General features: G+C 61.8%; 25 protein-coding genes and 1 tRNA gene. 11 read left to right on the forward strand and 15 right to left on the reverse strand.

The window, feature by feature from the left end; all coding sequences use genetic code 11:
• Positions 1 to 2: 2 nt before the first annotated feature.
• The 4 genes from ccoN to hemN all read right to left on the reverse strand — a co-directional run bounded on the left by ccoN (position 3) and on the right by hemN (position 4,172).
• Positions 3 to 1,655, reverse strand: coding sequence for a cytochrome-c oxidase, cbb3-type subunit I (gene ccoN, locus CW354_RS02675; RefSeq protein ID WP_104828521.1), 1,653 nt, complete (start codon positions 1,653 to 1,655; stop codon positions 3 to 5).
• A gap of 158 nt (positions 1,656 to 1,813) precedes the next feature.
• Positions 1,814 to 2,026 (reverse strand): hypothetical protein, encoded by a 213-nt coding sequence (locus CW354_RS02680; protein WP_104828522.1) that lies wholly within the window; start codon positions 2,024 to 2,026, stop codon positions 1,814 to 1,816.
• A 14-nt stretch (positions 2,027 to 2,040) separates the two neighbouring features.
• Entirely contained in the window at positions 2,041 to 2,745 is a 705-nt protein-coding gene (locus CW354_RS02685) for a Crp/Fnr family transcriptional regulator (protein ID WP_104828523.1), read from the reverse strand.
• 71 nt (positions 2,746 to 2,816) lie between these two features.
• Positions 2,817 to 4,172, reverse strand: coding sequence for an oxygen-independent coproporphyrinogen III oxidase (hemN, locus tag CW354_RS02690; protein WP_104828524.1), 1,356 nt, complete (start codon positions 4,170 to 4,172; stop codon positions 2,817 to 2,819).
• Positions 4,173 to 4,356: 184 nt separating this feature from the next.
• On the opposite strand from hemN, the gene CW354_RS02695 reads away from it, so the two are divergent.
• The 3 genes from CW354_RS02695 (at position 4,357) to CW354_RS02705 (ending at position 6,359) form a co-directional block, all read left to right on the forward strand.
• Entirely contained in the window at positions 4,357 to 5,010 is a 654-nt protein-coding gene (locus CW354_RS02695; RefSeq protein ID WP_104828525.1) for an OmpW/AlkL family protein, read from the forward strand.
• Between the two features lie 154 nt (positions 5,011 to 5,164).
• On the forward strand, positions 5,165 to 5,518 hold the full coding sequence (locus CW354_RS02700; RefSeq protein ID WP_104828526.1) for a protocatechuate 4,5-dioxygenase subunit alpha: 354 nt from the start codon (positions 5,165 to 5,167) through the stop codon (positions 5,516 to 5,518).
• A gap of 1 nt (position 5,519) precedes the next feature.
• A complete protein-coding gene (locus tag CW354_RS02705; protein ID WP_104828527.1) occupies positions 5,520 to 6,359 on the forward strand; it encodes a class III extradiol dioxygenase family protein in 840 nt (279 codons plus the stop codon).
• 11 nt (positions 6,360 to 6,370) lie between these two features.
• Here CW354_RS02705 and CW354_RS02710 read toward each other — a convergent pair whose 3' ends face one another.
• The 7 genes from CW354_RS02710 to mnmA all read right to left on the reverse strand — a co-directional run bounded on the left by CW354_RS02710 (position 6,371) and on the right by mnmA (position 12,129).
• Positions 6,371 to 6,853 carry a MarR family winged helix-turn-helix transcriptional regulator gene (locus CW354_RS02710; RefSeq protein ID WP_104828528.1) on the reverse strand — a complete coding sequence of 161 codons (483 nt, stop codon included), beginning with the start codon at positions 6,851 to 6,853 and terminating at the stop codon, positions 6,371 to 6,373.
• Positions 6,854 to 6,900: 47 nt separating this feature from the next.
• Positions 6,901 to 8,406: a BCCT family transporter gene (locus CW354_RS02715; RefSeq protein ID WP_104828895.1), complete on the reverse strand. Its 1,506-nt coding sequence runs from the start codon at positions 8,404 to 8,406 to the stop codon at positions 6,901 to 6,903.
• Positions 8,407 to 8,855: 449 nt separating this feature from the next.
• A tRNA-Met gene (locus CW354_RS02720) sits at positions 8,856 to 8,932 on the reverse strand.
• A gap of 89 nt (positions 8,933 to 9,021) precedes the next feature.
• Positions 9,022 to 10,137 (reverse strand): NAD(P)/FAD-dependent oxidoreductase, encoded by a 1,116-nt coding sequence (locus tag CW354_RS02725; RefSeq protein WP_104828529.1) that lies wholly within the window; start codon positions 10,135 to 10,137, stop codon positions 9,022 to 9,024.
• Positions 10,138 to 10,143: 6 nt separating this feature from the next.
• A complete protein-coding gene (locus tag CW354_RS02730; protein ID WP_104828530.1) occupies positions 10,144 to 10,512 on the reverse strand; it encodes a YkgJ family cysteine cluster protein in 369 nt (122 codons plus the stop codon).
• Positions 10,513 to 10,534: 22 nt separating this feature from the next.
• Positions 10,535 to 10,972 (reverse strand): GNAT family N-acetyltransferase, encoded by a 438-nt coding sequence (locus CW354_RS02735; protein WP_104828531.1) that lies wholly within the window; start codon positions 10,970 to 10,972, stop codon positions 10,535 to 10,537.
• Positions 10,969 to 12,129, reverse strand: a complete 1,161-nt coding sequence (gene mnmA, locus CW354_RS02740) for a tRNA 2-thiouridine(34) synthase MnmA (protein WP_104828896.1) — start codon at positions 12,127 to 12,129, stop codon at positions 10,969 to 10,971. Before mnmA ends, CW354_RS02735 begins: the two co-directional genes overlap by 4 nt.
• 173 nt (positions 12,130 to 12,302) lie before the next feature.
• Between mnmA and CW354_RS02745 the strand changes: the two genes are divergently transcribed.
• Together CW354_RS02745 and CW354_RS02750 are read left to right on the forward strand one after the other, a co-directional pair.
• The gene (locus CW354_RS02745) at positions 12,303 to 12,617 is read left to right on the forward strand and encodes a hypothetical protein (protein WP_104828532.1); all 315 of its coding nucleotides are present in this window, start codon (positions 12,303 to 12,305) and stop codon (positions 12,615 to 12,617) included.
• Between the two features lie 396 nt (positions 12,618 to 13,013).
• On the forward strand, positions 13,014 to 13,505 hold the full coding sequence (locus CW354_RS02750; protein ID WP_104828533.1) for a thermonuclease family protein: 492 nt from the start codon (positions 13,014 to 13,016) through the stop codon (positions 13,503 to 13,505).
• A gap of 11 nt (positions 13,506 to 13,516) precedes the next feature.
• Here CW354_RS02750 and hemA read toward each other — a convergent pair whose 3' ends face one another.
• Together hemA and CW354_RS02760 are read right to left on the reverse strand one after the other, a co-directional pair.
• Positions 13,517 to 14,746 carry a 5-aminolevulinate synthase gene (hemA, locus tag CW354_RS02755; protein WP_104828534.1) on the reverse strand — a complete coding sequence of 410 codons (1,230 nt, stop codon included), beginning with the start codon at positions 14,744 to 14,746 and terminating at the stop codon, positions 13,517 to 13,519.
• A gap of 327 nt (positions 14,747 to 15,073) precedes the next feature.
• Complete coding sequence (locus tag CW354_RS02760; RefSeq protein WP_104828897.1) at positions 15,074 to 15,583, reverse strand: MarR family winged helix-turn-helix transcriptional regulator; 510 nt, start codon at positions 15,581 to 15,583, stop codon at positions 15,074 to 15,076.
• 166 nt (positions 15,584 to 15,749) lie between these two features.
• Here CW354_RS02760 and hemB point away from each other — a divergent pair, with 166 nt between their 5' ends.
• Both hemB and CW354_RS22910 read left to right on the forward strand, forming a co-directional pair.
• The gene (gene hemB / locus CW354_RS02765) at positions 15,750 to 16,751 is read left to right on the forward strand and encodes a porphobilinogen synthase (RefSeq protein ID WP_104828535.1); all 1,002 of its coding nucleotides are present in this window, start codon (positions 15,750 to 15,752) and stop codon (positions 16,749 to 16,751) included.
• Positions 16,752 to 16,796: 45 nt separating this feature from the next.
• The gene (locus CW354_RS22910; protein WP_133162141.1) at positions 16,797 to 17,267 is read left to right on the forward strand and encodes a hypothetical protein; all 471 of its coding nucleotides are present in this window, start codon (positions 16,797 to 16,799) and stop codon (positions 17,265 to 17,267) included.
• On the opposite strand, the gene CW354_RS02770 is transcribed toward CW354_RS22910, so the two are convergent.
• Positions 17,264 to 17,962 (reverse strand): VUT family protein, encoded by a 699-nt coding sequence (locus CW354_RS02770; protein ID WP_104828536.1) that lies wholly within the window; start codon positions 17,960 to 17,962, stop codon positions 17,264 to 17,266. The genes CW354_RS22910 and CW354_RS02770 overlap by 4 nt on opposite strands.
• A 203-nt stretch (positions 17,963 to 18,165) precedes the next feature.
• On the reverse strand, positions 18,166 to 18,444 hold the full coding sequence (gene rpmB / locus CW354_RS02775) for a 50S ribosomal protein L28 (protein WP_104828537.1): 279 nt from the start codon (positions 18,442 to 18,444) through the stop codon (positions 18,166 to 18,168).
• 179 nt (positions 18,445 to 18,623) lie between these two features.
• Here rpmB and CW354_RS02780 point away from each other — a divergent pair, with 179 nt between their 5' ends.
• From CW354_RS02780 to CW354_RS02795, 4 genes are all read left to right on the forward strand, one after another.
• Entirely contained in the window at positions 18,624 to 18,977 is a 354-nt protein-coding gene (locus CW354_RS02780; RefSeq protein ID WP_104828538.1) for a type II toxin-antitoxin system RelE/ParE family toxin, read from the forward strand.
• A complete protein-coding gene (locus tag CW354_RS02785; RefSeq protein WP_104828539.1) occupies positions 18,974 to 19,282 on the forward strand; it encodes a helix-turn-helix domain-containing protein in 309 nt (102 codons plus the stop codon). The genes CW354_RS02780 and CW354_RS02785 overlap by 4 nt, the downstream gene beginning before the upstream one ends.
• 64 nt (positions 19,283 to 19,346) lie before the next feature.
• On the forward strand, positions 19,347 to 22,556 hold the full coding sequence (locus CW354_RS02790; protein ID WP_207764634.1) for a helicase-related protein: 3,210 nt from the start codon (positions 19,347 to 19,349) through the stop codon (positions 22,554 to 22,556).
• Positions 22,553 to 22,882: an RNA-binding S4 domain-containing protein gene (locus CW354_RS02795; RefSeq protein WP_104828541.1), complete on the forward strand. Its 330-nt coding sequence runs from the start codon at positions 22,553 to 22,555 to the stop codon at positions 22,880 to 22,882. Before CW354_RS02790 ends, CW354_RS02795 begins: the two co-directional genes overlap by 4 nt.
• Positions 22,883 to 22,888 lie beyond the last annotated feature (6 nt).

The following is a 22,888-nucleotide window of genomic DNA, read 5'->3' on the forward strand; positions in this document are numbered from 1 at the left end:
TCCTATTCCGCAGGGGCGAGCGCCGGGGACGCGGCGAATTCTTTTTCGCGCACATCGCCTTTCGCCGTCCGCCAGAGATTGTAGGCCATGATCAGGGCGCCGGTGAGGAACAACAGGCCGCCGCTCATGCGGATGATGTAATAGGGATGCATCGCCTCGACGGTTTCCACGAAGGAATATTCGAGGAAGCCGAACGCATCATAAGCGCGCCACATCAAGCCTTGCATGATCCCCGAGACCCACATCGACGTGATGTAAAGGAGAATGCCGATGGTCGAGATCCAGAAATGCCACTCGACAAGCTGATTTGAATAAAGGCTCTTGCGCTTCCACAGCCATGGCGTGAGGCAGTAGAGCGCGCCGAAGGAGATATAGCCGACCCAGCCGAGCGCGCCGGAGTGAACGTGGCCGATGGTCCAGTCAGTATAGTGCGACAGCGAGTTCACGGCGCGCACGGACATCAACGGCCCTTCGAAGGTCGACATGCCGTAGAAGGCGACGGAAACGACCATCATGCGGAGCACCGGATCGGTCCTGAGCTTATCCCAGGCGCCCGACAGGGTCATGAGGCCGTTGATCATGCCGCCCCAGGACGGCATCCACAGCATGATCGAGAAGGTCATGCCGAGAGTCTGGGCCCATTCGGGCAGCGCCGTGTAGTGCAGATGGTGCGGCCCGGCCCAGATATAGATGAAGATCAGCGCCCAGAAGTGGATGATCGACAGCCGATAGGAATAGACCGGCCGGTCCGCCTGTTTCGGGATGAAATAATACATGATGGCGAGAAAGCCGGCGGTGAGGAAGAAGCCCACCGCATTGTGCCCGTACCACCATTGGGTCAGCGCGTCCTGCACGCCCGCGAACAGCGAGTAACTCTTAACCCCGGTCAGCGACACCGGGATCGCAAGGTTGTTGACGATGTGCAGCATCGCAATGGTGACGATGAAAGCGAGATAGAACCAGTTCGCCACATAGATATGGGGTTCCTTGCGCTTCAGGATCGTGCCGAGAAAAACGAGGAGGTAAACCACCCAGACAAGGGTCAGCCAGAGATCGGCGTACCATTCCGGCTCGGCGTATTCGCGCGACTGGGTGACGCCCATGAGATAGCCGGTGGCCGCGATGACGATGAAAAGCTGATAGCCCCAGAAAACGAACCACGGCGCCAGCCCGCCCCAGAGCTTCGCGCGGGAGGTGCGCTGCACCACATAGAAAGACGTGGCGATCAGCACGTTGCCGCCGAAGGCGAAGATCACCGCCGAGGTGTGCAAGGGGCGCAGGCGCCCGAAATTCGTCCAGCCGAGTTCGGGGAAATAGAAAATATTCGGAAAGGCGAGCTGCGCGGCGATGACGACGCCGACAAGAAAACCGGCCAGCCCCCAGAAGACGGAAGCGAACACGCCCGCCTTGACGACGCCGAACTCATAAGCGGTCGGATCCGCCTTCGCGCCGGAAGAGACATGGTGCACAAGCGCGAACCCGCCCCCCACAAAAGCGGCGGCGAAGATGAAGGCGTGCGCGCTCATCAACGGATCGGCGGCGCGCGCCGCAACGAAGAGCGCGAGCAAAAGCCCGACGCCCAATGCTGCGGCAATGAACGGAATATCCCCGCCGCCTGTCGTGGCGGTCGCAGTGCGGGGCGTGACTGAAGTCATGGCTGGCCTCTCGTTTCAATCATTGCTCGCTTTTGGCGAAGCCCGGTCAATGTTGCTTGATGTGGATCAATACCAGGCCACAAAGAGATGCAATGACGTGTTTGTCGCAGGCGAAACTGAACTTAACTGGCGTGACGTCCCATATCGCAATTCGGCTCTTATTCATAGGCGCGGGCGCGGCTGTCGCCCTCGCCCCGGCGGCGCCATACGCCGCGCCCCGGGAGGCGCAGACGCTTTATCCGGTGTGTGCTTTTGGGACAGTGATTCTCATGGCGTTTCCGGGCGGAGAAGAAGAAGAGCCCGCTGATCGCCCCGCCGCCGCCTGCCACGCCGTCCGTCTCGGCGAGCGCCCGCGCCTTATTCGCACCCATCAGAAAAAGCCTGATCAGATGCGGTCGGGCCCGGCGGCGATGATGACTTCATGGCGGGTCAGATCGTAAAGCCGTCCGTCCCGCTTCAGCGCCGTCAGCGTGCGGCTCAAGGTCTCGAGGCGAAGCCCGAGATAGTCGGCGATGTCCTGGCGCGGCATGGGCAGGGGCACGCGGCGCTTGCCCGGCCCGGCGTCGGCGCCGACCGCCCTGTCGACGAGATAGATGAAGCTGATCACCCGCTCTTCCGCCGTCTTCTTGCCAAGCAGCACAATGTGGTCCTGGGCCTTGTGATATTCGGTCTGGCCGCGCGCGATCAGCCGGTCTTTCACGCCCGGCGCGTCCGCCGCGACGTCTTCGAGAAATTTGTGCGGAAAGAAACAGACCGTGCTCTGTTCCAGCGCTTCGGCCGTATAGGCGTTCGATCCGGTGGCGCGCACGCCGGCGAAATCGCCTGGAAACAGAAAACCGGTCACCTGCCGGCGCCCGTCCTCCAGAATTTTCGAAAGCCGGAAGCTGCCGTCCACGACCACGTAAAGCGAATCATTGGGCTCGCCTTCGGCCATGATCGCCTTTCCCCGGTCCACATGACGGCGGGCCATGGTCTTTTCGACCTGAGCGAATTCGCGGGGGCCGAGATCGGCGCAAATGGAATGTTCGCGCACGGCGCACAGATCGCAGGATTGGGGCCGCGTCGGCGCTGTGCACGCTTTTTCCGCCATTTCGAATCGCCTCGCTCGCTCTCGCCTGAAGTGTAATGGCAAGAGCCCGCCCTGACCAGCCTTCGCACGCCCTAAATGGCGCGCGCAAGGCTTACTGAAGGCTTCGATTTATGAGGAAATTCATAAGGATCAAGCGCCATGGCGACGCAGCGGGACAGCGGGCGCGCCTCCGCCTCAATGAGGACGATATTGCCGCCCCAGGAGATCAGCCCGTCCGCCTCCAGCATATCCAGACGCGCGCAGATTTCGACCGCCTCGCCGGGCGCCACCGCCGCCAGAACCGGGGCGATATTCGCTGAGCCCTTGCACAGGAGATCCTGTATAACCCCCGCAATGGCGATCTCCGTCGCGGTCAGCTCGATCCCGCGGGCGACCGGCAGGCGGCCCGCAGCGATATCGTCATAATAGCCGGTAAGGCTCTTTTCGTTCTGAACGTGGAGACCGTTGACGCTGGAAATCGCCGAGGCGCCAAAGCCCAGCGTCGTTACGGCAAGGTCGTCGGTGAACCCTTGAAAATTCCGGCGCAGGCGCCCTTCCCGGTCGGCCACGGCGAGCGGATTGTCGGGTTTGGCGTAATGGTCGAAACCGATCCGGCGATACCCGGCCGCGATCAGCATTTCATCGGCGAGCTCTGCAAGATCGACGCGCAGATCGGCGCCGGGCAAGCTTTCCGAATCGATCAGCCGTTGGCGCGGCAGCGCCGAAGGCAGATGCGCATAGCCGAAGACCGCCACCCGGTCCGGCGCCAGTGCGAGCGTTTTTTCAAGGCTTTCTTTAAACGCGCCAAGCGTTTGTTTCGGCAGGCCGTATAAAAGGTCGAAAGAAATATCGTTAACCCCTGCCCGGCGCATCTCGCCCACCGCGCTTTCGATCATGTCGAAGCTCTGGACGCGATTAATGGCGAGTTGAACCTCGTGATCGAAATCCTGAACGCCGAGGCTCATGCGTTCGAAACCGAGATCGGCCAGGCGATTGATGTCGTCGTCCCGGATCAGGCGCGGGTCGAGCTCAATGGCGAGGCGCGCATCGTCCGTCAGCCCGAATTCCAGCTCGATCGCCTGCAGGATGTCAGCGATTTCATCGACCAGAAGATAGTTCGGCGTGCCGCCGCCGAAATGCACGCTGCGCGGGCGCCCCGCCCCGGCGAGCCGGCCGCCGACAAGGCTGATCTCCTTGGCGAGCGCGCTTACATAGCGAAGCGCGCGGCTATAATCGTTCTCCACACGCATATTGCAGCCGCAATACCAGCATAGCTTTTTGCAGAACGGCACATGCACATAAAGCGACAATGGTTCGTAAAGCTCGACCGCCGAAAGCCGGTCGGCGTAATCCTCGCGCGACACAGAACTGTCGAAATGCAGCGCAGACGGATAACTCGTATAACGGGGGGCGCGAGCGGCCAGGTATTTTCGCCATTCAGGTTTCATAAGGCGCAATCTGCCTGAGCCGCAGCGCCGGATTCTGACTTAAATCAAAAGCGCGGTCGCGAAGGTGGGTGTTTTTTTCTCAAAAAGTCTCTTTCCCGTCCGTTCCCATGACCTGGATCAAATTTCGCAGCCGCAACAGGCGTAGGCGCATGGTCATCAGATCAAACACGAAAGGGGAAGCGTCATGCTTCGTTTTTGCTCCGCCGCCGCCATCGCCGCCAGTCTTCTCGCCGCCGCTCCGGCGCAAGCCGAGCAGGGAGACTTGCTGGTCCGTTTGCGCGGCATCGTCGTCGCGCCGACCGAGAACACTTCGGATGTCATGCCGGGGTTTCCGGGCGGATCCGTCAACGTTGAAAACGCTGTCGTTCCGGAGCTCGACTTCACTTATTTTCTCACGAACAATATCGGCGCCGAGTTGATCCTCGCGACGAGCCCGCATGACCTGCAAGGCACGGGAACGCTTTCCGGCCTCGGCAAGGTCGGCGACGTGATGGCGCTGCCGCCGACCCTCACCCTGCAATATCACTTCAACCCGGAAGGCAAAATCCGTCCCTATGCCGGCGTCGGCGTCAACTGGACGATCTTCTATTCCGAAGACGCAAGCGACTCGCTCGTCAACGCCATCGGACCGACAAACCTGTCGCTCGATGACAGCGTTGGCGTCGCCTATCAGGTTGGCCTCGACTATGCCCTCAATGACAGGTGGTTCGTGAACTTCGATGTGAAATACATCCAGATCGACACCACTGCGACGCTGAACACAGGCGGCGCCATCAATACGGTCGATGTGGACCTCGACCCGATTGTCGCCGGCGTCGGCATAGGGATGCGCTTTTAAGGTTCCTCCCCCAGCCTGCGTGAGGCTTGCGGCTTTATCGGTTGCGGGCTTCATGCAGGCAAATCCCACCGGGAGCGCAGCGTTTGATCAGAGTCAAATTCTGAAGGACCGGGAGACATAGCCTTGAAGGCGAAAAAGGACGGGAGACACGATCATGCACGCTGAAAAACATGCAATTCCCGGGACGACGCCATTTGACGGCGACATGGCCCGGCGCGGTTATGAACTCAACGCCATGTGCTATTCGTTCAATGACGCGGAAAATCGCAAAGCGTTTCTGGAGGACGAAGACGCCTACTGCGACAAATTCAATCTCACCGAGGAACAGCGCCGCGCGGTCGCCGCGCGCGACGTGCTCGCCATGATCGCAGCAGGGGGAAACATTTATTATCTCGCTAAACTCGCCGGCATTTTCGGCCTGTCGGTGCAGGATCTCGGCGCCCAGCAGACGGGCATGAGCGTGGACGACTTCAAGGCGAAGCTGCTCGCGGAAGGCATGGAGGCATAAAATGGCGGAGATTCTCGGCGGCGTTTTCACGAGCCACGTTCCGGCAATCGGCGGCGCGATCGCCAAAGGCCTTCAAAAGGACGATTATTGGCGTCCCTTCTTCGACGGCTTTCCGGCCATCAGCGAATGGCTGTCGGAGAAAAAGCCCGACATCGCAGTCGTTTTTTACAACGATCACGGCCTCAATTTCTTTCTCGACAAGATGCCGACCTTCGCCGTCGGCGCGGCGCCGCAATATGATAACGCCGATGAAGGCTGGGGCCTGCCGGTTTGCCATTCCCTGAAAGGCGCGCCGGAATTTTCATGGCATTTGATCGAACATCTCGTCGGCGCCGATTTCGACATCACCACCTGCCAGAAAATGCTCGTCGACCACGCGGTCATGGTGCCGTTCCAGTTGCTCTGGCCTGACGCGAAAGAATGGCCGGTGCGGGTCGTGCCGATTGCGATCAACACGGTGCAGCATCCCCTGCCCAGCCCGAGCCGCTGTCTGGCGCTGGGACACGCCGTCCATGACGCCATCGAAGAATGGGAAGGCGACGAGCGCGTCGTCGTCGTTGGCACGGGCGGCCTCTCCCACCAGCTCGACGGCGAACGCGCCGGCTTTTTGAACAAGGACTACGACAAGTTCTGTCTCGACAGTCTCGGCCCTTCGCCCGAAGCGCTAATCAAGGACACCTCGCTCGACATTATCGAGAAGGCGGGCAGTCAGGGGATTGAGATCCTCAACTGGATCGCCGCGCGCGGCGCCGTCGGCGGGCGCGTCGTCGAGAAAAGCCGGAACTATCATATTCCGATCAGTAACACGGCGGCGGCGTCGCTGCTTCTTGAACGCGTTTAGACAAACGCGCCTTACTTGGCGGGATCGTTGATCGCGCCGACATCGAGGACCGGCGCCGCATCGAGTTCTTCCGCATCGAGAAGCGCAACAGTGCGTTCGAGGGCTGCAACCAGGAAAGCCTGCTCCCAGTCTTCGAGCTTGCCGAAGCCGCGTTCGAAGCGCTGCTGCAAAAGGCTCGGCGCGTTTTCAAGCGTCGCCGCGCCTTTTGACGTCAGAACGACGCTGACCCGGCGCCGGTCCTTCTCATCGGATTTGCGTTCCACGAGATTGCGGTTTTCGAGCTTGTCGATCAGCGCCGTCACGGTCGCCTGACTGAGCGAGACGTCTTTCGCCAGCGCGCTCGGCGCGGCGGCGCCGGATTTCGCGAGAATTTCCATCAGGATTAATTGCGACGGCGTCAGGCCGCATTGTTTGGCCAAGGCGCGCGAACTGATTTCCGTCGCGCGCAGGATCTGCCGCAAGGAGATCAGGGCTTGGTCCAACCGACTCGTCATGGGTCAAATCTCAGAAGCGCCCAGGCTCAAAGGGCTACAGCCGGCGCTCAAGACTGGCCAGCGAGTTCCTCCCTTAAGCCGCGATAAAGGCTCACGCAACACGCCAGAAGAACGAGCGTGAAAGGCAGGCCTGTGGTAATCGCCCCCGCTTGCAGGGAGGACAGCGCCGCCGAGCCGCCGCCCACCAGAAGAACGATGGCGATCAGCCCCTCCATGGTCGCCCAGAAGATGCGCTGGGGCACCGGCGCGTGCAGCTTGCCGCCGGCGGTGATGCTGTCGATGACGAGCGAGCCTGAATCCGAAGACGTCACGAAAAACACGATCAACAAAACGATGGCGACGAAAGACGAAATCTGATGCAGGGGCAGATTTTCCAGCATCTGGAACAGAACGAGCGAGACATCGCTAATCCCGTCCGGCAACACGCCGACGCCCTCTTTCACCTGATCGATGGCGCTTGTGCCGAAGGCTGTGAACCAGACCACCGCGACGATCACGGGAACCACCATGACGGCGATCAGGAATTCGCGGATGGTCCGTCCGCGCGAAACGCGCGCGATGAACATGCCGACAAAGGGCGACCAGGATATCCACCACGCCCAATAAAAGATCGTCCAGCCGTGGAACCAGTCCGTGTCCTCGCGCCCGATCCAATTGCTGAGCCGCAGACTGTCGAGGGGATAGGTGATGGTGTGGATCCCGAAGCCTTTCAGTATGTGGAGCGTCGGCCCCGCGATGATCACAAACAACAGCAACAAGATCGCCAGCACGATATTGATGTTGCTGAGAAAGCGCACGCCGCCGTCAAGGCCGCGCACAACCGAAAAGACCGCCAGCGATGTGATGCCCATGATCAAAACGACCTGCGTGCCCAGACCATTATCGATTCCAAAGAGAAAATGCAGGCCGCTCGCCGCCTGTTTGGCGCCGAGCCCCAGCGATGTGGCGAGCCCGAACAGCGTCGCGACCACCGCCATAAGATCGATGATGTGGCCCGGCCAGCCCCAGACGCGCTCGCCCAAAAGCGGATAAAAGGTGGAGCGAATGGTGAGCGGCAGCCCCTTGTTAAAGGTGAAAAAGGCGAGCGCCAGCCCGATCACCGAATAGACCGCCCAAGGCGTCACGCCCCAGTGGAAAATGGTGGCGCTGAAAGCGAGCCGTTCGGCTTCCGGCGTCATGGGCGCTACGCCGAGCGGCGTGCCGGACCAGGCGGTGTAGTAAGCCGTCGGCTCTGCGGAGCCATAGAACACAAGGCCAATGCCGACGCCGGCGGAAAACAACATGGACAGCCATGACAGCGTGCCGAATTCCGGCTTGGCGTCCGGCCCGCCAAGACGGATATTGCCGACCTTGGAAAAGCCGAGAAACACGCAGAACAGAAAGAAGATGTTTGTCGAAACGACAAAGAACCAGTCGAAATGCTGAAGCGTCCAGTCGCGCGCGCCGGTGAGAATCCCGCCGGCGCTGTCGGGAAAGATCAATACGCCGCCGGCGAAACTGAGAATCAGCGCCGCGCTGATAAAGAAAACGGGGTTGTGAATATCGAGCCCCATGACCTCGATATTGTCCTGCCCGGTCTCATAATCCGTGTCGTAGACAGACTCCGCCGGCGCGAGGTTTTCGGGAAGCAGCTCTTCTTCTTCGTTGCTCACGCGCGGCGCTCCGTCAATAAAGTCATGCCCTCGGCGATCATCAATGCGCCGGTTAAATCCTTGCTCACGGAAAATCCCCTCGGAGGTTGGCGCCGGCGCGATAGGGGCGCCTGCGCTCGGGCGCAAGAAGGCGAAGACGCTTCGTAAGCGCCCTGACGCAGCTCGCTCGGGCCCGGATGATGGTGACGCAAGGGTTATAATGATTATTTAGAAGAACGAAACATGCGGCGGCCGCCAAATCTCGAAGGCGTCTGTAAGCTATTGTTATTACTGAAAAATACCAAAAACCAAATTTGCACGCCGGGTTCGGCCGGAGCATTGCTTCGATTTTCCGTCGGTCTTCGGGGAAATGGTAGCGGGGGCGAGACTTGAACTCGCGACCTCAGGGTTATGAATCCTGCGCTCTCACCAACTGAGCTACCCCGCCCCATGGGCGCCGGCCGGAGCGGCTTGCCGTCCGCCGGGAGCGGAGGTCTATAGCGGGGCCGGCGGGGCCCCGCAAGGCCAAATTGCCGGTTAACGCCCCATCCCGGAAATCATCGCCGCGGCGCGCTCGGCGACGGCGAGCGCGGTCGTCAGACCCGGCGATTCGAAACCGTAAAGGCCGAGATAGAAAGGAACGCCGTGAATGGCCGGGTCGGAAAACAGGAAATCCCCCTCCTCTCCCGGTCCTTTCAGCTTCGGGCGGATGCCGGCGTATCCGGGCTGGAGTTTTTCCGCCTCGATATCCGGCCAGAACTTGCGCGCCGCCGCAGCGAAAGCGTCGCGGCGGCTTTCGTCCACCGAATAGTCCGTATTCGTATCAATAAACGAAATGTCGGGGCCGAGCTTGCCCTGCCCGCCGAGATCGCGGGTATAATGAACGCCCTGGCTGTCGGGCTGCGGCAAGGGGTAGATCAGCCGCTCGAAGGGCGCCTTGCCGGCATAGGTGAAATACTGGCCCTTGCCGTATTTCAGATGCGGGACCGTTTCATCCGGCACGCCCTTAATCGAGCGCGCGACCCGATCGGACCACAGCCCCGCGCAATTGACGACGGTTCTCGCTTTCAAGGTCACGGGATCGGCGCCGCCGACATCGAGTTCGATCCCATCGCCCAGAACGCGTCCGCCCGTCGCCGGCGAGGACAACGTCAGCGCGCCGCCGGAATCCTCGACGTCGCCGAGAAGCGCCAGCATCAGCCCGTGACTGTCGACAATGCCGGATGACGGCGACAGGATCGCGCCATAACAGGCGATCCCCGGCTCCAGCGCCTTCGCTTCTTTCGCCCCGATAATGTTCAGATCGTCGACGCCGTTCTTTTCGGCTTTCGCTTTTAAAAGGGCGAGTTTGTGCGCGTCGTCGGCGTTTGTGGCGACCAGCAGCTTGCCGCAGCGGGCGTGGTTGACATTGTGCGCCTCACAGAAAGCGTAAAGCATGTCGCGGCCCTTGACCGCGAGCGAGGCTCTGACGCCGCCGGGCTTGTACTGGATCCCGGCGTGAATGACTTCGGAATTGCGCGAGGAGGTCTCCTCGCCGAAGGCGGCGTTCTTTTCGAGGATGAAAACCTCGCGCCCGGCCTTTGCAAGCGCGCGCCCGACCGCGAGGCCGATGACGCCCGCCCCGATGACGACAACGTCAACGGTTTCGGCCATAAGCGCCTAGTCCGTGGTGGCGACCCAGTCCGGATCGTCCTGCACTTCGCGCTCCCACATCAGGAACTCGTAATAGCCGCAGCGCTTTTGCGTCGGAAATTCGCGGCAGATTTTCATGCGGCCTTCATAGATGGTGCAATTGCGCGTCTCTTTGTCGAGGAACATGCAGGAGGTGACGTAATGCTCGTCATCCGTATGGCGAATGACCCGCGGGTTTTCCTTGTCGCCCTTCTTGGTGAATTTCTTTTCGGCCTTTTCCGGCGAGATGCCGTGATGCTTTGCGAGACGCTTAAGGTCCGCATTCGTCACCGGAATATGGGTGTAGGAACAGCAATAGGCTGTGCATTTCAGACAATCGTAGAGTTTTTTGGCCATTTCACGCCCCGCGCAACATACTTTAGTCCATCCGGTAGTGAACGAAGTCGCTTAATGTTGCAACCTTATCATAGAGTTTACGCGCCGTTTCGTTGCCATGATCGGTATGCCAGTAGACGCGTGAAAGATTGCGGCGCTTGGCTTCGTCATAGACGGCGTTGATGAGCGCGCGCCCGGCGCCGCTTCCGCGCGCGGCCTTATCCACATAAAGATCTTCAAGATAGCAATAGCCGGTCTCGGACCATGTGGACGGATGCGGCAGGCCGTGCACGAAGCCGATCACAGCGCCGTCCTTTTCCGCAACGAAGGCGAAATAAGGCTCGCCCTTCATCAGTCCGGCAAACAGCCGGTCCGTATGCGCGGGCGGCAGGTCCGTCTTCCCGTAGAAATCGAGATAGGCCCGCCACAGCGCGCGCCAGGCGGCTTCGTCACTTGCGGCGATGGGGCGAATGACGGTCATGCGGCGGCTTTCGTCGCGGCGATCCAGCCGCCGCCGAGGACGCGGGCATGGTCCTCGTCCGGCGAATAGAAGACGCAGGCCTGTCCCGGCGCGACGCCCTCTTCGGGCTCGGCGAGATCGACCGCCCATCCTTCATCCCAGACGAGGCTCGCGGGCGCGGGCGGGCGCGTGGAGCGGACTTTGACGGCGACTTGCGTCCCCGCTTTAGCGGCGGCCTCGCCCTCCCCGTCGCCGAGCCAGGTGACGTCTTTCAACCGGATGCGCGCGACCATCAGCGCCTCGCGCGGGCCGACGATCACCTGCCGCTTCGCCGGATCGAGGCGCACCACATAAAGGGGGGCGCCCGCCGCGACGCCGAGGCCGCGGCGCTGGCCCACCGTGTAATGGATGACGCCCTGATGGCGCGCGAGCACGGTCCCGTCCACATGGACGATCTCGCCGGGCTCGGCCGCGCCGGGGCGCAGACGTTCCACGACGCTCGCATATTTGCCTTCGGGCACGAAGCAGATGTCCTGGCTGTCGGGTTTGTCGGCGACCGCAAGACCGAGCTCGCCCGCAATGCGCCGCACTTCCGATTTCGGCATTTCGCCCAGGGGAAAGCGCAGATAGTCGAGCTGGTCTTTCGTGGTCGAGAACAGGAAATAGCTCTGGTCTTTCGACGCGTCGTAAGCGCGGCGCAGTTCGGGCCCGTGCGGGCCGTCGACCCGGCGGATGTAATGGCCCGTGGCCATGGCCGCGCCGCCGAGATCGCGCGCGGTTTCCAGAAGGTCGCGGAACTTCACCCGCTCATTACAGCGCACGCATGGGATCGGCGTCGCCCCGGCGAGATAGGTGTCGGCGAAATCCTCCATCACCGCTTCGGAGAACTTGTTCTCGTAATCGAGCACGTAATGGGGAAAACCCATGGCTTCGGCGACCCGGCGCGCGTCCTGAATATCCTGGCCGGCGCAGCAGGCGCCTTTTTTCTGAATGGCGACGCCATGGTCGTAAAGCTGCAAGGTGACGCCGACGACATCGTAGCCCGATAGCTTGGCGAGCGCCGCCGTCACCGAGGAATCGACGCCGCCCGACATGGCGACGATGACGCGCGCGCCGGCGGGCGCGCCGAGGTCGATCCGGGGCGCGTCGATGGTCGATATGTCTTTCAGGGCCGTCATAGGGGGCGGAACATAGGGAGGACGCCGCCGGAATGCGAGTCCCTGAACGGAACGCCCCGGAGCCCCGGCCCATGCGCCGCCGGCGGCCGGTCCCAATGGCGGCGTCTCGCCGCGTATCCCCGCCGGCGCGCGGCCGATAAAGAAAAGCATCGGTTTTCAGGAGCGGCTTCATCATGATCATTTTTTCGGCGTTGCGGGGCTTTATTCGCTATGCAGCCGCTCCCGCCTTCTTCCTGCTTGCGGGCGTCAATTATCTCATCGAAAGCGCCGGCGGCGGGCATGGCGGATCGGGCGTCCATGGCGGCGCGCCGATGGACGCCACGGGCATGAGCGCTGAAACCATGAGCGCCGCCGCGCCGGCTGTCCCGGGCCTGCTTCACAATCCCATTCTCGCCAGCATGTGGCTTATGTATCTTCTGATGGGCTTGGCTCACCTCTCGCCCTGGATCCCGGGCGGGCGCAAACCCGGCCCCACGCCCTGGGAGTGAGGCTCCCCCGCGTGGAACATTTGTCGTCATCATTTGTCTCGCGTTCTTTTCAAATGGCGTCTTGTCTGGCTTTCGGACGAATTTGGCGCCATTTGCGTAAAATTGTTTCACGGGGCTTCCTCGAAAAATTTCACTTCATCCCGGGCGCACAGCCGCACGCCAATACCGCCGCCCGGCACCCGGGATGACGATCGAGCCATATTACCCCCGCCGGAAAGCCCGTGGATACTTATCCACCGCTTTCAGTTCCGTGCTATCATGAACGGCGCCCGTCCGGCCGCCGTGGCGGACCTGGCTTGCCGGCTCCTTCGATTCCTAACCAAAAGCTTAACAACGCCGTAACCGGCCGCCTCTAACCTTTCATAACGGTAAGGTTAGACAGGCGAGTCCCGTGTCATGGGCCGAAAGACTTTCATCCGCACCCCCGCAACAGGGCGAAAGCGCCAGCATAAAGAACGCCGGCTGAGACCGGCTTATGTCGCCGCGCTGCTCGTCATCTCCCTCGCCTGCTTTTCGACGGGCGCGGCGCAGCATGCCCTGTCGCCGCCGCAGACGGTGCATGAGGGCGTCGTCACCCGGGTGGTCGACGGCGACACGCTTTACATCAAGGGGCTCGAGACCCGCATCCGCTTATGGGGCCTCGATGCGCCGGAGCGCGGCAAGAAGGGCGGGTACAGAGCAACGCGGATGCTGCGCGAGATCGCCCATGGGCGCCATCTCTCCTGCCGGGAAGTCGACATCGACCGCTATGGCCGCATTGTCGCCCAGTGTTTCCGGCCGGACGGGCGCGACGCCGCGGCGCTGATGATCGAGAGCGGCGCCGCGAAGGAATATCTGCGTTATTCAGGCGGGTATTATTCAAGAACCGCAATGGCGGGTGGGGATTAAAGCTGTCGCTTTCAGGCGGCGCGCTTCAGCTTCAGCGCCGTCCAGACATCGTCGAGCGACTTGATCAGCTTATCCATGTGATCGTCCGTATGCAGCGGCGTCGGCGTAAAGCGCAGACGCTCGGTCCCTTTCGGCACGGTCGGATAGTTGATCGGCTGCACATAGATATTGTGCTCTTCGAGGAGATAGTCGGAAACCCGCTTGCACTGCACCGGATCGCCGACTTTCACCGGGACGATGTGGCTCACCGATTCCATCACCGGCAGGCCGGCGTCGGCGAGCAGTTTTTTCAACCGCGCCGCGCGCTCCTGATGCTGCTCGCGCAGATGGTTCGATTCTTTCAGCGTCTCGACGCTGGCGAGCGCGCCGGCGACCAGCACCGGCGACAGCGCGGTCGTAAAAATGAAACCCGACGCATAAGAGCGGATGGCGTCGACGATGGAAGCGTTCGCCGCGATATAGCCGCCCATGATGCCGAAGGCCTTGCCGAGCGTGCCTTCGATGATATCGATCCGGTGCGCGACGCCGTCGCGTTCGGAAACGCCGCCGCCGCGCTTGCCGTACATCCCCACCGCGTGGACTTCGTCGAGATAGGTGAAGGCGTTGTACTTTTCGGCGAGGTCGCAGATCTCCGCCATCGGCGCGATGTCGCCGTCCATGGAATAGACGGATTCAAACGCGATGACTTTCGGGCGCTCGGCCGGCAATTCGGCGAGCAGCTCTTCGAGATGTTCGAGATCGTTATGGCGCCAGATGCGCTTGATCGAACGTCCGCCGCGAATGCCCTCGATCATCGAGGCGTGATTGAGCTCGTCGGAGAGAATGACGCAATCGGGCAGGATGCGCGAAATCGTCGACAGGGTCGCCTCGTTCGAGACATAGCCTGAGGTGAAAAGAAGCGCGGCGTCCTTGCCGTGAAGATCGGCGAGCGCGGCTTCGAGCTTCATGTGATAATGGGTGGTGCCGGCGATGTTGCGCGTGCCGCCCGCCCCGGCCCCGACCTTGTCGAGGGCGTTCTGCATGGCCTCCATGACCGCCGGATGCTGGCCCATGCCGAGATAATCGTTGGAGCACCAGACAGTGATCTCGCGCGGCTGGCGTTCGCGCTCATTATGGCCGCCATAATAGAGCGCCGTGGGAAACCGCCCGCGCATGCGCTCGAGGTCGGCGAACACCCGGTAGCGGCCCTCTGCCCGGACTGCATCCACAGCCGCCCGGAATGCTTCGTTATAATCGACCATCACACCCGTTGGGCTTGCCGCCCCGCTTTTCTACAGAAAGACACATAATCGAGCACCGCCCCTAAAGGCCAGAGCAAAGCCCCGGGAAAGCGCCGGACCGAACGCCGCATGGCCGGACCCTTCGCATAGAGACCCGAAAGGCTCCAACGCCCCTGAAGATCAGATGTTTTTGCTAACAATACAATGCGCCCGCCATTGTTTTTGCATCGAATATCTTGATCGCGCCCATCGGGTCGGCGGCGCTCATGCAGGGCGGGAAAAGAAAACGCGCTTCCCGGAAGAAGCGCGCTTGCCGCACCAATTGAGAATAATTCTCAATAACGAAACTTACAGACGATAGCGCACCTGGTCGGCCCAGAAGCGCTCCAGGCGCTGCAGGGTTTTGTTGGTGTCGTCGATGAGCTGGATGTCGACGCCGCCCACCTGCTCCACCGAGGTCAGCTGACGTTCGAAAAGCTGGGTGATGGCGTCACGGATTTCGAGGCCCATATCGGTCAGCGAAACGCGCTTCGAACGGCGGTCCGTATTGGAGCGCTCGTCCTTGATATAGCCCTTCTCGACCAGCTGCTTGAGATTGTAGGAGACGTTGGAGCCGAGATAATGGCCGCGCGAGCGCAATTCGCCCGGGGTCAGCTCCGCATCGCCGATATTGTAAAGAAGCAGCGCCTGGACGGAGTTGATGTCCGTCTGGCCGAGCCGCTCCAGCTCGTCCTTGATCACGTCGAGAAGCTGCCGGTGCAACCGCTCCACCAGATGCAAAAGCTGGAGGTAGCCGGTCTCCAGCGCTTCAGGATCGTTCCCGACCTTGCTCGCGCTCTCGCCAATCACTTCTCGCATTGCCCCGTTGACCGTCATTATTGGTTCTCACTCAAACTGAACTGCTGGTCCCGGTATACAAAGGAGGTCTAAAAGCCGCGTTAAGCCGGAATGTTCAATTTGCAATCAAATTCTATTGAGGACAGTAATAGGCCCCTGATATGCCTCGCCAAAACCATAACGGATTATGAACAAAAGCCCTTTCGCCCGATTTCCGGCCCTCCGGCTGCGCCGCCCGCGCCAGGCGGACTGGTCGCGCCGCCTCCACGCCGAGGCGCGGCTTTCGCCGGACGATTTTCTCTGGGCCATTATCTTAAAAGACGGCAAGAATGTGCGAGAGCCCGTGGCTTCCATGCCGGGGGTGCATCGCCTGTCCCCGGACGAGGCGGTCAGCGCCGCGCTCGAGGCCCGCGATCTCGGCATTCCGGCGCTGGCGCTCTTTCCTTTCACGGACGCATCGGCGCGGACGCCCGGCGGCGAAGAGGCGATCAATCCGGACAATCTCATGTGCCGCGCGGCGCGGGTGATCAAGGCTGAGGTTCCCGAGATCGGCCTGATGGCCGACGTCGCCCTCGATCCGTATACGGATCATGGTCATGACGGAATCATGCGCGACGGCGAGATCCTCAATGACGAGACCGTCGAGGTGCTGGTCAAACAGTCCGTCGTCCAAGCGCAGGCCGGCTTCGACATCATTGCGCCGTCGGACATGATGGACGGGCGCGTCGGCGCCATCCGCGCCGGGCTCGATGAAGCGGGCTTTGGCCATGTGATGATCATGGCCTATGCGGCGAAATATGCGTCCGCTTTCTACGGGCCCTATCGCGACGCCATCGGGTCTTCGGGGGTCTTGAAAGGCGACAAGCGCACCTATCAGATGGACCCGGCGAATTCCGACGAAGCCCTGCGCGAAGTCGCCCTCGATCTCGCCGAGGGCGCGGACAGCGTGATGGTCAAACCCGGCCTGCCCTATCTCGACATCGTGCGGCGCGTGAAAGACGAGTTCGGCGCGCCGACCTTCGTCTTTCAGGTCTCCGGCGAATATGCGCAGATCAAAGCCGCGGCCGCGAACGGCTGGATCGACGGCGAGCGGGCGATGATGGAGTCTTTACTGGCCTTCAAACGCGCCGGCGCCGACGGGATCATCACCTATTTCGCGGCGGAAGCGGCGCGGAAGCTATTGAAATAGCCGCGGCCGCAAAACATATGGTGACCACTGGTAAGGGGGACGCCTATGGCCGCCAAGAAATCACCTTTAGGAAAGATCATAATTGCGGCAGCCTTGTTGGGACTACTTATCGTTTCAGCTCCCATTATTTTCGCTATCGCTTCCGCGCCATTCATGTGGGATGGAAATTGCACTGAGAACAGCCGAGCCGTAGCTCTCGCGCGATCACTTTCACAAGAGCAACTTGTTTCTCTCAATACGAGAATTTTGGAACTGAGTGAGGAATACCCTTACTCAACACTCACTGATAATTCAAATCCAACCATTCCTGAGGACCTGAAATATCTGAATGCACGCTATATAAAATTGTCTAGCGATGATGGATATGTCGTTCTTGCGAAATGCAATGTCAGCGTAGGTGTAATCTTATTTTTTGAGCCATCAAGAGACGGCTGGGATACGATCAAACTACGTTGGGATACTCCCACCAATAAGAGTCCGGCAGGCTCAGAAATCTTATGGACAGAACCTCATTAAATCCCCCCATACCCGCCTTTCGGCCTTAGCGGCTTCCGCAAAAATCCGTATACGGGCAAAAACAAAAGCGCGATGAAAGTCTTGATGGCGAAGTCGCCGATCATCCAGTTGATCCACGGAACGCGCGAACCCGAAAAGACGCCCGGGAAATAGAGAAAGGCGTAAATCCCGTAGGCGAAGAGCGCCGCATATAAGGGCGAGCGCCACCACCGCCCGCCGCCGCGGGAAATGTCGTAAACGCTCGCCGCCATATATTGCGCGGCCATGGCGCTCGCGGTGAAAAAGATCGTGAAGCGAACGCCCGGCAGATCGCCGGCCTCGAGCGAGGGCGCGAGGATCGACAGTTCGGCAAACACCGCCACCGCCGCGACGCCCCAGGAGGCGGTCACGGCGCGCGAGGCTTCGTCGCCACCATATTTGCGGGCAAAGAGGATGACGAGGAGCGGCGCCAGTCCCATCAGGAAGCCGCCGACCGTGAGCCAGTTCGAGGGGCGCGAGCGCACCGCATCGCCGGCAAGCCAGTCAAAGCTGTGCAGCGGGATGTCGACAGTGAGGATCGCGGCGAGGAGCAGCGGCGTCAGCATCGCCGCCAGCGCCATCATGCGCAGGAACGAGGCCGCAAAGTCGCCCGAATGGCGCGCCAGGCGCTCCATCGCCGTTTCGCGGGGATTGTGCTTTTCGACCGCGCCGTCCATTCGCCTTCTCTGGCCCGCCTGCCCTTTTGCGCTGCGCAATCTAGCGGGAATCGCCGCTGCGCCTAGGGGCCCCTTGGCTCCATCCTCCCTTGATAGCGCGCAAGCGCCATGCCGGAAACTAAAGCCCCTCAAGACATGAACCCGCAAGACATGAAAAAGGGCGGCCTGGGCCGCCCTCAACACCGAAATCTTTCAGGAAAGGCTTAGGACGCTTTCGACAGCTTGCGCTTCAGCTTCAGCGCATTCGGCGAAAGCTGGCCGTCATCGGCCTTGGCGAGGAAAACGTCGAGGCCGCCCACATGGTCGAGCGTCCTCAGGGTCGAGGCCGCGATGCGGAACTTGAAGCCCTGGCCGAGCTTGTCCGAATGCAGCGTCACATTGCACAGATTGGGCAGGAAGCGCCGCTTGGTCTTGTTGTTCGCGTGGGAGACATTGTGCCCAACTTTGGGGCCAACGCCCGTCAAATCACACCGCCGCGCCATGGGTCAAACCTTGCATTTCAGGGGCCCCGCGCCATATCTGGCGGCGTCCGCCCGTTTTTCCGGAAACCTTGAAAATGAGCCGCGGTCCATAACCGAGGCCCGGCGGGGCGTCAAGCGGCGTTTTAGGGAAATAGGATATACGTCATTGACATATATACGTCAAAGACGTATATAACAGCATGATCCGGCATCACACCGTCGTCGAAACGGAAGAGTTTGCGGCCGACGCGCGCCACCTGAAGATCAGCGAAGAAGAAGTGACGCGCATCATTACCGAGGTCTCCCTCAATCCCGACGGCGGCGACGTGATCGCCAATTCAGGCGGCCTCAGGAAAGTCCGCATCGCCGGACGCGGCGGCGGCAAGAGCGGCGGCTACCGGATTCTGGTCCTTTATCTGAACCAGACCTGCCCCACCTATCTTTTCGCCATTTTGAGCAAGGGCGAGCGGGCGAATTTTTCCAAGGCCGAGTTAGCGGAACTCCGGATGCTGGCCGCCGAAACGAAACGATACTGGAAGGAACGGAAAAGATGAGCCGAAAACCCTTAAGCGAACGCGTCCTCAGCGCCGCCCGCGAAGCGCGCGATCACGCGGCGGGAAAGCTCGATCTGGCCGAACACCTTCCCGTCATTCCTGAAGACGTGGATGTCGCCGCCATTCGCGCCCGGTCGAACCTCTCTCAGGCGAAATTCGCGCAGCGTATCGGCGTTTCCGCGGCGACGCTGAAAAACTGGGAGCAAGGCCACCGCAAACCGAGCGGCCCGTCGCTTGTCCTGCTCGCCATGCTGAGCAAAAACCCTCACATTGTCGAGGAAACGCTGGCGCCCGAAAAAGCTTAAAGGCGTCAGCAGATTTCTCAGGCCGCAACGAAGATGCGGCAAGCATAAGAAAGGTCGGCGCTTCGTGCCCTCCTCCCCCTCTCTCGACAGGATTTCGCCGCCGGACGGCTCGCGGCTGTGCGCGGTGTTGGGCCCCACCAACACCGGCAAGACGCATTACGCGTTGGAGCGGATGCTGGCCCACAAATCGGGGATGATCGGCCTGCCGCTCCGCCTCCTCGCCCGGGAGATCTATGACCGGATCGTCGCGGCCCGCGGGGCCCGCGAGGTCGCCCTCGTCACCGGCGAGGAGAAAATCGTCCCGCCGAACCCGCGCTACTGGGTGGCGACGGTCGAGGCCATGCCGCTCGAACGCGAGGTCGAGTTCCTCGCCATCGACGAAATCCAGCTCGCCGCCGATCCGGAGCGGGGCCGCGTCTTCACCTCGCGCCTTCTCCATGCGCGGGGGACAGCCGAGACCCTGCTACTCGGCTCGCACACCATGCGCCCCATCCTCAATCAGCTTTTCACCGGCATCGAATTCGTCGCGCGCGAGCGTTTGTCGCGTCTTACTTACGCGGGGCCCAAGAAAGTGACGCGCCTGCCGCGGCGCTCGGCCATCGTCGCTTTCTCCGCCGATACGGTCTACGCCACCGCCGAGCTTATCCGCCGGCAAAGGGGCGGCGCGGCGGTCGTTCTCGGCGCGCTTTCGCCGCGCACGCGGAACGCCCAGGCCGAACTCTATCAATCGGGCGAAGTCGACTTTCTCATTGCGACGGACGCCATCGGCATGGGGCTCAACATGGATATCGACCATGTGGCCTTCGCCGCGAGCCGCAAATTCGACGGACGCCGTCCGCGCAATCTCAGCCCGTCCGAGCTTGCGCAGATCGCCGGACGCGCCGGGCGCCATGTGCGCGACGGCAGTTTCGGCGTCACCGCCGACTGCCGCGATTTCGATGAAGATATCGTCACGGCGATCGAGGATCATCAGTTCGATCCGGTCAAAGCGCTGATCTGGCGGTCCGAACAGATCGATTTTTCATCGCTGCCGGCGCTCTTGAAATCGCTCGAGCGTCCGCCGCCGCGCGACGTCTTCATGCGCTCGCGCCGCGAAGACGATGAAGATGTCCTCAATCGTCTCGCCGCGCGCGAGGAAATCCGCGACCTCGCGAAAGGCGGCGCCGCGCTCGGCACGCTATGGGACATCTGCCAGATCCCCGATTTCAGGAAAGTCGGCGGCGACCAGCATGCGCGGCTTTTGGGCGACATCTATGAAATTTTAATGCGCGACGGGCGGCTTTCCGACGACTGGCTCGCCCCCCGCATCGAGCGTCTCGACCGCACAGATGGCGACATTGACGCGCTTTCCGCGCGCATCGCCCATATCAGGACATGGACCTATCTGTCTCATCGCGGCGCATGGATCGACCGCGCCCCTTATTGGCAAGAGCGCGCCCGCGCGATAGAAGACAAGCTCTCGGATGCGCTGCACGAGAAGCTGACGCAACGATTTGTTGACCGGCGCACGACAACCTTGCTGAAGCGCTTGAAAGATGACGAACCGCTCCTCGCGGGCGTCACCGACGACGGAGAAGTGATTGTGGAAGGCCAGTTCATCGGCCGTCTTTTAGGGTTCGAATTCATCGTCGATCCGCGTGCAAGCGGCGCCGAAGCGAAGTCCTTGCGCGCCGCCGGCGAAAAAGCGCTGAAACCGGTTCTCGCCGCGCGCGCCGCCGCGCTCGCCAACGCCGATGCCGGCGAGTTGCGTCTCGAGGATGACGGAACCGTCTGGTGGCGCTCGGCGCCGGTGGGGCGTCTTGAAAAAGGCCCGGCGCCGTTGCGTCCCTCGCTCGCCATTCTGGGGCTCGCCGATGTGACGCCGAATTTGCGCGGCCGCGTCGAAGACCGCTTGAAAGATTTCGTCGCCGCGAAAATCGAAGGCCTGCTCGGCCCGCTCGTCGCGCTTCAAAACGCGGCGAACTCCGAAAGCGAAGACGGCCTCAAAGGTTTGACGAAAGGCGTCGCCTATCGCCTCGTTGAGAATTTCGGCGCCACTTCGCGCACGCAATTCGGCGACGACTTGAAACAGATCGATCAGGAAGAGCGCGCCAAGCTCCGAAAGATCGGCGTGCGCTTCGGCGAGTTCACGCTTTTCATGCCTGCGCTGTTGAAACCGGCGCCGGCGGCGCTGCTCACCTTGCTGTGGGCTTTGTGGACCGGCCGCAAGCTTTCCGATGTTCCGCCCCCGGCGGCGGGCCGCGTTTCCGTCGTGATGAGCGAAAATCTTCCGCATGCCTATTATTACGCCGGCGGCTATCGCCCGTCGGGCGTGCGCGCCGTCAGGATCGACATGCTCGAACGTCTGGCAGGACTCATTCGCACTGCGCGCAATGAAGGCGGCAAGGAAGGCTTTGAAGCCAATGCACAGATGATGTCGCTGGTCGGCTGTTCCGGCGAAGATTTCGAGGCGATCCTCAGATCGCTGGGCTTCCGCAAGAATGTCGTGAAGCGCAAACCCGAAGCGAAGCCGGAAGCCAAGCCCGCAGAAGACGCGCCCGCCTCTACGGAGACTGGCGTAGAGACCGCAGCCACGGCGGCGGACGCCTCCGCGCCGCAACCCCATGCCGGCGACGAGACCGGCCTGCCCGCGCCCGAAACGGCGCCCGCTGCTGGGGCGGCCAGCCCCGCTCCCGAACAACCGGCCGCCGATGCGGCTCCGGTGGAAACGCCCCCCGCTGAAGCGGCTGAGACCAATGCCGAAACCGCGCCGGCGGAATCGGCCGTGGAAACGGAGCCTTCCGCCGCGGACGCTTCAGCGCCCCAGCCTGCTTCCGCCGATGCCGAAACGTCTACGCCAGCGCCCGAAAGCGGCGACGCCACGCCGGCGGCTTCGCAAGCCGACGAGTCAGAACCTGAAGAAATTGAAGTGACGCTGTGGCGCCCCGCCCCGCGCCGGCCGAAGCCGCAGCCCCATGCCAAGGGCCGCCAGCAACGCGACGGCGACCGCAATGCGAAAGCCGGCGACGCGCGCGGAGGCGGCCGGCCCGACCGCAAAGACGGCAAACAAGGCAAGCCGGGCAAGGGCGGCCCCCGTCGCGACAAGGGGCGCGATAAGGGCCGCGACAAGAACCGCAAGGGCGCGGTCTACACCGCCGGGCCGCGGCGCGAGAAAAAGGCCGATCCGGATTCGCCTTTCGCGGTGCTCGCAGGCCTCAAGGCCGAGCTTTCCGGCGACGAGAAAAAAGGCAGCAAGGCGAAAGAACCCCAGAAAGCCACAGAGAAGGCTGAATGACGGCAGCGACCGCCGCCAGCGATCCGTCACGCGCCGACAAAGGCCAGCGACTGGATAAATGGCTGTGGCAGGCGCGGTTTTTCAAGACCCGCACCATCGCCGCGAAATTCGTCAGCGACGGCAATGTGCGCGTGAGTCGCGGCGATGCGACGGCGCGCCTCGACAAGCCAAGCGCGAGCGTAAGGCCCGGCGACGTGATCGTCTTTACACGCAACGAGCGTTTGCGGATCATTCACATCCTCGCCTGCGCCGAACGGCGCGGGCCCGCGAGCGAGGCGCAAACGCTTTACGAAGACCGCTCTCCGCCGCCGCCGAAGGAAGAATAACACAGG

It is taken from the genome of Hyphococcus luteus (genome assembly GCF_002943565.1).
Lineage (GTDB): Bacteria > Pseudomonadota > Alphaproteobacteria > Caulobacterales > Parvularculaceae > Hyphococcus > Hyphococcus luteus.